Origin of the sequence: Pseudoalteromonas xiamenensis (assembly GCF_030994125.1) — a bacterium.
GTDB lineage: Bacteria > Pseudomonadota > Gammaproteobacteria > Enterobacterales > Alteromonadaceae > Pseudoalteromonas > Pseudoalteromonas xiamenensis_B.
The window spans coordinates 2,585,386-2,597,524 of the sequence record NZ_CP099917.1 but is presented as its reverse complement, the minus strand read 5'-3'; the positions used below and the strand labels follow the sequence as shown (position 1 = coordinate 2,597,524).

The following is a 12,139-nucleotide window of genomic DNA, read 5'->3' as shown; positions in this document are numbered from 1 at the left end:
AGTAACTTAACAATTTGTAGAGCTCTTCTTGAGCTCTTTTTTTATGTCGTGATCTCTCCCCATTTGCTAACATAGCACTTTATTTGCAACGCCCTTTTTAGAAGTCAAACAGGTGTACACAAGTGGATAAACAACCGAACAACCCATTGCATGGTCTTACACTCGAAAAAATTCTGACATCCTTGGTCGAACATTATCAATGGTCAGGGTTGTATGAACGCATCAACTTAAACTGCTTTTATAACGATCCATCTATTAAATCATCGCTGAAATTTTTGCGTAAAACACAATGGGCTCGTGACAAAGTTGAAGCACTCTACATTGAAACATTTGCTAATAAACCAAGCTCTATTTGGGATAGCGTGACGCTTAAAAAGGATGATTACGCACTCATCAAACAAGGAATAGTAGTGCTCAATTTGGTTAAAGGGACTTTATGATATTAAGTGATGCCCAGCGAACCCACTTCGTCGAAAAAGGGTTTCTCGTCCTGAAAAACGCGATATCACCGCAGTTACTAAGCCACTTGCAACAACTCAGTGCCGACTTAATTGCAAAGAAAACGCAATCCCCGTTATCGCCAGATGAATTGCCCGCTATCGCCCTTGGTAAAAGAGGTACACAACAGTATCTCACCCGCATCAACAACTTGTTTCAGTTTCAGCCTAAGCTTGGAATTTCGTTAGCACAATCCTCATTACAGGCTGTGATTGAGCAACTATGCACCACACCTGTACTTTCAGTTTATGAATCCTTAGTGGTCAAACACCCTCTCGATATCCACGGATTTGACTGGCATCGAGATATGAATGCGGCAAGAGAGGATTTCGTGGTAACAGTTGGGATTTACCTTGATGATTCACAAGCAGGTCAAGGTGCGCTGGAAGTACTATCTGCGTCACATATAAATGACCAGTCTGTATGCGATTACAAGAACGCGTTAAGGAAAGGAACCGTTACGTCGTCGGACGTCGAAGCTGACGCTGGAGATGTGGTTATTCACAACGTAAATCTCGTCCATCGTTCTCTCCCACAAACACAGGATAGCTATCGTCGTACGATTTATTTTGAGTTTAGAAAAGCCTCGCTCATTGAAACGTATCCAAATTTTAGTCCGACGTGGATACAGCACCGACAACAATTAAATCACTTTCTTACATCCGAAGAAACGATGGGGCAGCAAGCGTTCACCCATTTCGTCAATACCATACTTTACCGTGAACCCGTGCGTTTTGAAGCCGGTGAATATTGTTACGAACCGAACGCGACGTAATTCTCAATTATGTTTGAATAAGCAAACAGAGGTTCACTTGGGTCGGCGCAACGCTCGTCCTGGCTCACAATTGAAAACAGATCCATCGATTTTTAGTCAGTCATAGCGATAATAAACACGTATTCAAGGTATGTGCCTTATCTATTGAGCAAACTGGACAAGTACGAGTCCTCCACAAAGTAAAACGCCATATAACACAGCAGCAAGTAAAAAAGGTTTTTTACCTACTTGGCAGACAGCGCGAAGGTTGGTTCTCAGCCCCAACGCTACCATTGCCATCGTCAGTAATATTTGATCGACCATTAATAACCATGAACGAAGCAAATCGGACACAAAATCCAGAGAATTGACCGCGCATACGGCAATGAACACAAAAGCGAACCAAGGAATGACCACTTTTCTCGTTTCATCCCCTGTACTTCGTCCGACGATACTTGAAAGCACCATTAATACCGGCGCCAGCAACATAACTCGTACCATTTTTTCGACTACCGCCATGTCTGCAACATGTTCGCTAATTGAAGAACCGATAGCCACCACCTGTGCGACTTCGTGTACGGTAGCACCGACAAATAGTGAGAATTGAGTATCCGTTAACGACAGTGCATGATAGGTTGCGGGGTAAACAAACAAACTAAGCGATCCAAATGTTACCACCGTCGCGATTGCAACAGACACTTTATGTGGCGCGCCTTTAACGACGGGTTCCGTAGCCAGAATAGCAGCCGCACCGCAAATAGCACTGCCTGCACCTATCAACAACGACGTTTGCGCATCAAGCCCCAGCGCTTTTCGCCCAATGAGCATCGCAAGGCAAAGAATGCTGACCACCACCACAATATCGATGACCACACCAACCACCCCGACATCCGCAATATCTGAAAACGTAAGACGCAGACCAAAAAGTACAACGCCCAAACGCAGTAACGGGCCCTTGGCAAAATCCACACCGTCCAAAACAGGGGCTGATAGCGTGTGAAGGAGTGTATTACCAATCATGACACCAAGCCCAATACCTAAGGTGAGAGAACCAAGTCCCAACGACGTAGTGAGTTTACAGCCCCCTAGCCACTGTGAGATAAGAGCCAACACCAACACGATCACGACCCCTTTAAGCTTGTACAGGAGCAATTCATTACGGGCAGGTTGAGCTAGTTTGTCGAGGAGCGTAGGCATGGAAAATTCAGCGGTAATTAAAACTTGCAATCACTTTAAAAAATGACGCAACATAACTCCAATACATTAATTTCATTACTCCATTACAATTAGTTATGCAATTAAACCTACATCTACTGCGCTTGTATTTCGAAGTGGTTCAGAACAATAGTTTCACGAAAGCAGCCACCTTATTGTGTATTAGCCAGCCGGCGGTTTCAAAAGCCGTCAAAGAACTGGAGCATTTGCTCGATACAACGCTCATTGACCGTTCTAATCGAAGTGGCACTATCGTGCTCACTGAAAGTGGAGAATTACTTTATCAACATGCCAGAGGCATATTCGCGATTGAAAAGTCCGCACTTAAAGACATTGATGCCGTCAAGCAATTAGGTAAAGGGACGCTAACACTCGGAGCAAGTACCACCGTCGCGGGTTATTGGTTGATCCCCTATCTCGCCGAGTTTAAAGAACAATACCCAAATATCCACATCAATATGGTGGTGCATAATACACATGACATAGAAGAGGCCATGCTAGATGGTCAACTTGATTTGGCGCTGGTTGAAGGAAAACCGGAGCGTGACTCGCTGACGATCACACCGTGGCAGGAAGAGGCCATGGGACTGTGGATTAAAAGCAACACGACGTTTTCTCCCACACAATGTACATGGTTACTTCGCGAACAGGGGTCGGGTACGCGCGACGTCACAGAACAGTTTATCCAATCCCAGCAATGGCAAATTCATTCAACTATTGAGCTTGGCAGTAATGAAGCCATTGCCCAAGCAGTTTCATTTGGTTTGGGGGCCGCGTATTTACCCAATGTTGTTTGCAAAGAACTCGCGGAACTCGGCCGCATTCAACCGGTCACGACTTTGAATGCAAGCACGCGTTCGCTATACCTACTTGAGCTTCCCCTCCGCCCACTATCGGCCGCTGCAACTGCATTCAAAATTATCTTATTTAATTAAAACGAAGCAAACGGTGCTGCTTACAGCACCTAACTTACTGACTAAATTCACTTTCCCGTGCCCCTCAGAATGAGTGCAGAGGGGAGACAAAAAAAGGTGGTAATAAAATAACAAGAGCGGATGTTATCGCGATTTCTTTCATTGTACACTGACAAAAAAGTAATCGTTCATCGTGATCGCGGCTGCGAGTATTACTCACATGATTACCGTGACTTGATTAAAAAACACACGTTTGTGTAGCGACAATAAAGTTTGCCCGTAAGAGCAACTTAGAACAATTAAGTTTACCCACAGAGTTCTATTGGCCAATTTTTTCTAATATTGTATAAGCACTCTAGTGAAACACTCTTAACGGTTCGTAATTTATCACTTAACAAAAGCTCATAATGTATGCCTTTTGTTACGCAAAAAGCTTCTTGCAAAGCAAGCTTTTCAGCAGTTCTATAACGTATGGCGTCTTCCGGTTGCTTCACCGGAAATGCGGCTTGATAGCTTGTTTCAGCTTCTAAATCATACATATCACACATGAAATCAATTGTTTGAATTATGGGTGTTTTTGTACCTGGATATACAGGATGCTTAACTCCAATAAATTCAGCTGATGCTAGGGTTTCTTCAAGCGGGAAGGCATATTGCTCATACACTTCAATAACAAGCGGATTACGAATTAATTCTAAGTAGGCCCACAGCTCATTTTGTGAAAGTAAATGAACGATACGATAAGGTATTTCAAAGTGTGGTATTTTGGTTTTCACACCAAAACTTGGAATGTCTTCGGTGCGCCAAAATGGTTCATAAATTAGATCATTCCACTCGATACTCTCTCTATGCGCGATGTACCAATTTCGTTGCCTAGCTAGTGTTACGTTTTTAAGCCTCTTGCCCATGCTTTATTTCCAGCTCTTAAACAATCTTCGTGGAATAAATAAAGCCAACGTAAAGGTAACTTATTTGTCTCATTTCAACTTGCATCCTAATCGATATTTACGATTAAAGAATAAACAAAGAAACGCAAACGCCAACTAAAAATACCAAACAAAATTAAATACTTAATATATTGAAAATATAATAAATGGCAAAAACCAATATGTTTTTTGTCATTTAAAAAATGACATAATTTGTAAGTGATTATTTTCTAAAAAATAATTAAAAACCGCTAACGACTTAATATTTAAGTAATTAATAAAATGGCAATGGAAATTTCCGTAATTTTCTCATATCCTAGTCATATTCAATGCATGAGAAACACCCATGAATGATGAAATAATGACCATTCAAGAGGTCGCCTTGTACCTAAAACTAAATGAAAAGACCACCTATAGACTAGCAAGTGAAGGTAAACTTCCTGGTTTTAAAGTAGGTGGGAGTTGGCGCTTTAAGCGGACCGATTTAGAAAAGTGGATTGAAGAACAAAAAGCCATAACAAATAAGTAAAAAGGAAATTGAGTAATAAAACCATCAACAATTTTACTTGATAAAAATAAATTTCCCCAGACCTTATCTGGTACAAAGATTATATTCACCCCATTCGATTCATAGATAGGAGCGGTTAGGGTACAATGCTAAACCGTCGAGACAAGTCGTTGTAATAACGCATTTATTCATTTATGTATTTGGTAGCAAAAAAATGATAACGAAAGAAGCACAAATTGAACAAGCGCTCATAGATAAGCTGGGCGATCTGAAGTATTCATACCGTGATGATATCCGAACAGATCGAGCCTTGAAGCAGAACTTTCGTAAAAAATTTGAGGCCTTAAACTTCGTCAACCTTACTGACAATGAATTTGAGCGTTTGTATCAAGACATCATTACGGCTGATGTATTTGAAGCTGCTCAAACGCTACGTGAACGTGGTTACTTTCAGCGTGAGGATGGCACACCGCTGCATTACACCTTAGTGAATATCAAAGACTGGTGTAAAAATGAGTTTGAAGTTATCAATCAATTGCGCATGAATACGGATGAGAGCAATCACCGTTACGATGTGATTTTATTGATCAATGGTGTGCCTACGGTGCAGATTGAGCTGAAGAGTTACGACATTGTGACTCGTCGAGCTATGGAACAAATCGTTGATTACAAAAACGATATTGGCAATGGCTATACCAATACACTGATGTGTTTCATTCAGATGTTTATTGTTAGCAATGAACACCACACTTATTACTTTGCTAACAACCGTAATGAGCATTTTAGCTTCAATGCTGATGAGCGCTTTTTACCTGTTTATCAACTAGCTAATGAGAATAACCGTAAAATCTCGCACTTACATGACTTTGCCGATGCCTTCTTAGCGAAGTGTACTCTTGGTCAGATGATCAGTCGCTATATGGTACTGGTTCAATCGGAACAAAAGCTTCTGGTTATGCGTCCGTATCAAATCTATGCGGTGGAAGCTATTGTTGATTGTATCCATGAAGGGCGAGGAAATGGCTATATCTGGCATACAACAGGATCAGGAAAAACACTAACGTCGTTTAAAGCGTCAACGTTACTTAAAGATAATCCTGATATTGAAAAGTGTTTGTTTGTCGTCGACAGAAAAGACTTGGATCGTCAAACCCGAGAAGAATTTAATAAGTTTCAAGACGGCTGTGTGGAAGAGAACACCAATACAGAAACGTTAGTTCGTCGTATGTTGTCAGAGGACTATGCTGATAAAGTCATCGTTACAACGATCCAGAAACTCGGCTTAGCGCTAGATGAAAACAGCAAGCGCAACCAGAGTAAACTGAAAGAGGGTAAGAAAACCTTCAAAGAGCGATTAGAGCCATTACGAGATAAGCGTATTGTTTTTATCTTTGATGAGTGTCACCGCTCTCAGTTTGGTGAAAACCATAAAGCGATTAAAGAGTTTTTCCCTGAAGCACAATTGTTTGGCTTTACAGGTACTCCTATATTCGAGAAAAACTCAACGTATACTCAAATCGATGGCAATGTGGGTTCCTTTAAAACCACTGAGAGTATCTTTGAGCAAGAGCTACACCACTATACGATTACTCATGCAATTGAAGATAAGAACGTTCTAAGCTTCCATATTGACTTTTTTGGCAAACATTCTGCGAGCAAGCAACTAGCAGACGCCAGCAATGATGAAGCTGAAGCCACGGTGACAAGAGTTACACCTCCACCACGGGCTGTCGTTCAAGAGATACTAGAGAAGCATGATGCTGTGACGAATCACCGTCGATTCAATGCCATTCTAGCAACGGCTTCTATCAATCATGCAATTGAATACTTCGAAGAGTTTAAGATCCAGCAAGAGCTTAAAGCCTCAGAGTCTGAAGACTATGTTCCGTTGAATATTGCTTGTGTGTTTTCGCCGCCAGCACAGCTAAGTGATAAGGATAAAGAAGATTCAGATTTAAATACACTCGCTCGAAATGTGAAAGATATCCAACAATTACAGGAAGATCTCCCACAAGAAAAAGCCGATAACGAAGTAGAGCCTGAGCGTAAGAAGCAAGCTTTAATCGATATTATTAATAGCTACAACCATCAATATTCAACGAATCATACTATCAATGAATTTGACCTTTATTACCAAGACGTTCAGCAGCGGATTAAAGATCAGCAATACGACAATGCTGATTATCCACATAAAAACAAGATCGATATCGTCATCGTCGTTGATATGTTATTGACAGGTTTTGATTCCAAATACCTGAACACTCTATACGTGGATAAGAACCTAAAACACCATGGTCTTATACAAGCATTTTCACGTACTAACCGTGTATTGAATGATAGTAAGCCTTGGGGGAATATTTTAGATTTCCGAGGTCAAGAAAAAGAAGTTAATGAAGCGATTAAACTTTTTTCTGGTAAAAAAGAAGAAGGTGCTGAACAGGTTTGGTTGGTAGATCCTGCGCCTGTAGTTGTTGAAAAATATAAAGAAGCGGTTGATAAGCTAGAAGTTTTCATGCAAAAGCAAGGCTTAGCATGTGAGCCTTCAGAAGTGACAAACCTTCAAGGTGACGCGCAAAGAGCTTCTTTTATTAATCACTTCAAAGAAGTACAAAAATTTAAGAACCAACTAGAGCAGTACACAGAACTCGATGACGAACAGAAAGTTCAGGTTGCAGAGACATTACCAATCGATACCTTGCGTGGTTTTAAAGGTGCGTATTTAGAAACAGCCAAAGACTTAAAACGGAAGCTAGACACGAATAAAGGTACGGGAGACTTGCCTGAAGAAGTCGAACAGCTAGAGTTTGAGTTTGTGTTGTTTGCATCCGCTTTAATCGATTACGACTACATCATGGGATTAATTGCTAAATCGACTCAGGGAACAAGTAAGCAAAGCATGACTCGTCAGCAACTCATCGATTTAATCTGCTCGCAAGCGAATTTGATGTCTGAGCGCGATGAGCTGATTGCTTATATTCATAGTTTACCTTCTGGTGAGGCATTAGATGTGTCACAAATTCATGCAGGCTACCAAGCATTTAAAATGAAAAAGGCTACCAATGAACTCAATGACATGGCTATAAAGCACGGTTTAGCTACAGAAAGTTTACAGGCGTTTGTTGATGGAATTATGGGACGAATGATTTTCGATGGCGAGAAGCTGGGGGATCTGTTAGAGCCACTAGATCTTGGCTGGAAAGAACGTACGAAGAAAGAGTTAGCATTAATGGAAGATTTGGTTCCTTATCTACATAAACTAGCCCAAGGGCGTGAAATATCCGGGTTAGCAGCTTATGAGTAAGATTGAGTATCCAACTTTAGTACCTGAACTAAGGTTCCCTGAATTTGTAGAACAAGATGGATGGAAGCCTAAGATATTGGAAGAAGTCTGTGATCTGCAAGCTGGAAAGTTTGTTAAAGCTGCCAATATCAAGAGTGAAAAGGACGATAGTTTGTATCCTTGTTATGGTGGTAACGGTTTACGTGGTTTCACTGAATCATTTACACATAATGGTAACTATTCTCTTATAGGTCGCCAAGGTGCGCTGTGCGGAAACATTAATTTTGTATCTGGAAAATTTCATGCGACCGAGCATGCTGTAGTCGTGGAACCCAAGGAAGGAGTTGATAACTCATGGCTTTATTACGAATTATGTAGGTTAAATTTAAATCGGTTTGCGACAGGACAAGCTCAACCGGGGCTATCTGTAGATAATTTGTATAGAGTTGATACACATGTCCCTCTAGTAGAAAAAGAACAGCAAAAAATAGCTGATTGTCTTGTCTCGATAGATGGCTTGATTACAACAAATACGAAAAAATCAGATTCATTAAAATTACACAAAAAAGGCTTGATACAGAAACTCTTTCCAGAAGAGGGAAAAAGGGTGCCTGAATTGAGGTTTAGTGATTTTGAGGGCGATTGGAAACCTGCATCGATAGCTAAAATGGGGATGGTAGTCACAGGGAGTACTCCAAGTACTTCGCATAGAGAATACTATGGTGGTGAGCACTTATTTGTTTCACCCGCAGATATTTCTGAAAATAGATTTATTGAAACAACAAAATCAACACTTACAACAGAGGGGATTCGTAAATCAAGAGTAGTGCAAAGTGGTAGTGTTCTTTTTGTTTGTATTGGTTCAACAATAGGAAAGACCGCTCAAGTTAAATACGACTGTGCTACAAACCAACAAATAAATGCCATAACTGCTTTTCCAGGATATGATGATGATTTTTTATATTATTTGCTAAGCTTCCATTCGCTAACTATATCTGAGCTAGCAGGAAAGCAAGCTGTGCCTATTATCAATAAAGCTACTTTTTCCAAGGTCGTACTGATGGTTCCTGAAGAAAAAGAACAAAAAAGAATAGCAGATATATTGTCTTCTATTGATGAGTTGATAAGCGCACTAAATAAAAAGATAGAAGCTCTTAAAGCTCATAAAAAAGGCTTGGTGCAACGTATATTTCCTTATTTAGAGAGAGTTAGTGAATGAACTTAATGGAAGTTGCAAATAAAATAAGCGATATGAAGGAAGCGATCGTTCTTATTTATGCTTTTAATGGGACTGGTAAAACTCAGTTGTCAGTGGCTTATAAAAATGTAACCAAAGAAAATAATGAGGGTCAACACGCTGGAGTTTATTATAATGCCTATAGTGAAGATTTATTTCACTGGGATAATGATGAAGATAATGATGGGTTTAATGTTAAACTCTCATTATTACCAAGCAACCTTAATCAGTTTCATAGTTTTATTTCTGATGACCCTAAAGTTATTGAGAGTAAGTTGGCGTTATATAATGCTCGATTTAAGTTTGAATTTAATTTGTTCGAGGATATTGAAAAAGGCATTGAGTCTATAAGTTTCTATACTTTAGATGATGTAGATAAGAATAACCCTATAAAAATTTCTAGAGGAGAAGAAAGTATTTTTATATGGTGTTTTTATCTGGCGTTGCTTGATGTTGATGGCTGGGCTGATAAACAGGATGCTCATCTTTTTATTGATGATCCTGTATCTAGTTTAGATGAAAATAACATATTTATTACGGCAGACACTATTTTTGAACAAATAGAATCTCACTATGAAAAGAAAAAAATAATAATAACCACTCACCATATAGGCTTGTTTTCTATTTTAGCTAATCGTTTGTTTAATGGTGAAAAGAGTGGGCGTTACAGAAACTTGACGACATGTCGAGTATTAAAGCGTTCAGGTGGTGATATAGTGTTGGAGGAAACAAAAAGAAATGTTTTTCTTTATCATTTACACTTACTCCAAGTTCTTAATGAAGCTATAAATGAGCAACTTTATACCTATCATTTTGCGTTACTTAGGCAGCTTTTGGAGAATATTTCGTCATTTCAGGGAAGTGGTAGTTCGGGGCGAGTTCTCGGAAAGTTAGGATTTGAAGGTGTTGAATCATTAATGGAGCTTGTTAATACACACTCACACAAAACACCATATTATTATCAGACTGAAATGATGAATGAGACTGAACAGTCTGATTTTAAAATGATATTCAGTAAGTTGATTGAAATGTATCATTTCAAATTTTAGGCGGGAAAGTTATGACTCAAGAACAATTAAACAAGTTAGGTAAAACTCTGTGGGATATCGCGGACACTTTGCGTGGTGCAATGAATGCCGATGATTTCCGTGACTACATGCTTTCTTTTCTATTTTTACGTTACTTATCTGATAACTTTGAAGCCGCAGCTAAGAAAGAGTTAGGAAAAGACTACCTAGACTTACCTAAAGATGTTCTCAGGGATTTAAAAATGTCTAACCCATTGGAAGTGTGGTATGACGAAAACCCTGATGATATCTCGTTTTTTGAATCGCAAATGCGCCGGAAGTTGCATTACATTATTAAGCCTGAGCATTTATGGTCAAGTATCGCTGAAATGGCAAGGGTTCAAGATGATGAGTTACTCAAGACGTTAGAAGAAGGATTTAAGTACATTGAAAATGAAAGCTTTAATAGTAGCTTTCAAGGCTTGTTTTCCGAGATCAACTTAAACTCAGAAAAGTTAGGGAAAAAACCATCAGATCGTAATGCAAAGCTATGCACAATTATTCAAAAGGTTTCCGATGGTATTGCTCAGTTCTCTATAGATACTGATACGTTAGGTAATGCGTATGAATACCTTATTGGAGAATTTGCTGCGAATGGCGGTAAAAAAGCAGGAGAGTTTTATACTCCCCAGCCAGTATCAACAATTCTGTCAGAAATAGTAACTCTAGATAGTCAAGAGCCTAGAACGGGTAAAAAGAAAAGTTTGAATAAGGTTTTAGACTTTACTTGTGGATCTGGTTCGCTACTACTCAACATACGAAATAATATTGTTAAGACTGGTGGTAGTATAGGTAAGATTTACGGACAAGAAAAAAATATTACCACCTATAACTTAGCTCGTATGAACATGTTACTCCATGGGGTAAAAGATACTGAATTTAATATTTTTCATGGGGATACACTATTAAATGATTGGGAGTTGCTGAATGAAAAGAACCCAGCTAAAAAACTTAAGTTCGATGCTGTAGTCGCTAACCCACCATTTAGTTATCGATGGGAATCAGACAGAGCTGAGTTTAAAGAAGATTTCCGTTTCAAAAATCACGGTATAGCTCCTAAATCTGCGGCTGATTTTGCTTTTCTATTGCATGGTTTCCACTTTTTAAGTGATGAAGGCACGATGGCTATTATTTTGCCTCATGGTGTCTTGTTTAGAGGTGGGGCGGAACAACGTATACGCAGCAAGCTATTAAAAGATGGGCACATTGATACTGTTATCGGCTTACCTTCTAACCTGTTTTTCTCAACGGGTATCCCTGTTTGTATTCTCGTACTAAAAAAATGCAAGAAGTACGATGATGTTTTGTTTATCAATGCTAGTGATGAAGAGAACTTCGAAAAGGGTAAACGCCAGAATAAGCTTCGCCCAGAAGACATTCAAAAGATAGTCGATACCTATAGATTTAGAGATCAAGAAGAACGCTATTCTCGCCGAGTCTCAACGGAAGAGATCGAGAAGAATGATTTCAACTTGAATATCTCAAGATATGTAAGTACGGCTAAAGCTGAAGCTAAGGTGGATTTACAAGCAGAGCATAAGAAGCTAGTTGATATTGAAAAAGATATCAATGAAGCCTTAGACAAACATAATAGCTTCCTCAAAGAACTTGGTTTGCCTTTGTTGCCCAGATAACTATAGATTTTATATATTAATTTTCATTAACAATAAAATGATGACAATATTTAAGGCTTAACTTTCAATAAATTAAGCCTTTTTAGTACATGGTTTACTCGGAGAT

At 39.3% G+C, this 12,139-nt stretch carries 9 protein-coding genes and 1 pseudogene; 8 read left to right on the top strand and 2 right to left on the bottom strand.

The annotated features are described in order from the left end of the window. Window positions 1–122: 122 nt before the first annotated feature. A pseudogene (locus NI389_RS12080) lies at window positions 123–341 on the top strand (VF530 family protein); the annotation flags it as partial. Between the two features lie 95 nt (window positions 342–436). After that, window positions 437–1,273 carry a phytanoyl-CoA dioxygenase family protein gene (locus NI389_RS12075; protein ID WP_308360130.1) on the top strand — a complete coding sequence of 279 codons (837 nt, stop codon included), beginning with the start codon at window positions 437–439 and terminating at the stop codon, window positions 1,271–1,273. A 141-nt stretch (window positions 1,274–1,414) separates the two neighbouring features. Here NI389_RS12075 and NI389_RS12070 read toward each other — a convergent pair whose 3' ends face one another. Continuing rightward, window positions 1,415–2,449 (bottom strand): YeiH family protein, encoded by a 1,035-nt coding sequence (locus NI389_RS12070; protein WP_308360129.1) that lies wholly within the window; start codon window positions 2,447–2,449, stop codon window positions 1,415–1,417. 95 nt (window positions 2,450–2,544) lie between these two features. On the opposite strand from NI389_RS12070, the gene NI389_RS12065 reads away from it, so the two are divergent. Continuing rightward, complete coding sequence (locus NI389_RS12065) at window positions 2,545–3,402, top strand: LysR family transcriptional regulator (RefSeq protein ID WP_308360128.1); 858 nt, start codon at window positions 2,545–2,547, stop codon at window positions 3,400–3,402. 284 nt (window positions 3,403–3,686) lie between these two features. Here the strand turns inward: NI389_RS12065 and NI389_RS12060 are convergent, their stop codons facing one another. Beyond that, window positions 3,687–4,289, bottom strand: a complete 603-nt coding sequence (locus tag NI389_RS12060; RefSeq protein ID WP_308360127.1) for a TnsA endonuclease N-terminal domain-containing protein — start codon at window positions 4,287–4,289, stop codon at window positions 3,687–3,689. A 364-nt stretch (window positions 4,290–4,653) separates the two neighbouring features. Here NI389_RS12060 and mads1 point away from each other — a divergent pair, with 364 nt between their 5' ends. From mads1 to NI389_RS12035, 5 genes are all read left to right on the top strand, one after another. Continuing rightward, window positions 4,654–4,836: a methylation-associated defense system helix-turn-helix domain-containing protein MAD1 gene (gene mads1 / locus NI389_RS12055; protein ID WP_262792915.1), complete on the top strand. Its 183-nt coding sequence runs from the start codon at window positions 4,654–4,656 to the stop codon at window positions 4,834–4,836. 193 nt (window positions 4,837–5,029) lie between these two features. Further along, window positions 5,030–8,116 (top strand): type I restriction endonuclease subunit R, encoded by a 3,087-nt coding sequence (locus NI389_RS12050; RefSeq protein WP_308360126.1) that lies wholly within the window; start codon window positions 5,030–5,032, stop codon window positions 8,114–8,116. Next, complete coding sequence (locus NI389_RS12045; protein WP_308360125.1) at window positions 8,109–9,314, top strand: restriction endonuclease subunit S; 1,206 nt, start codon at window positions 8,109–8,111, stop codon at window positions 9,312–9,314. Before NI389_RS12050 ends, NI389_RS12045 begins: the two co-directional genes overlap by 8 nt. Next, complete coding sequence (locus NI389_RS12040) at window positions 9,311–10,381, top strand: AAA family ATPase (protein WP_308360124.1); 1,071 nt, start codon at window positions 9,311–9,313, stop codon at window positions 10,379–10,381. The genes NI389_RS12045 and NI389_RS12040 overlap by 4 nt, the downstream gene beginning before the upstream one ends. An 11-nt stretch (window positions 10,382–10,392) precedes the next feature. Beyond that, on the top strand, window positions 10,393–12,033 hold the full coding sequence (locus NI389_RS12035) for a type I restriction-modification system subunit M (RefSeq protein ID WP_308360123.1): 1,641 nt from the start codon (window positions 10,393–10,395) through the stop codon (window positions 12,031–12,033). Window positions 12,034–12,139 lie beyond the last annotated feature (106 nt).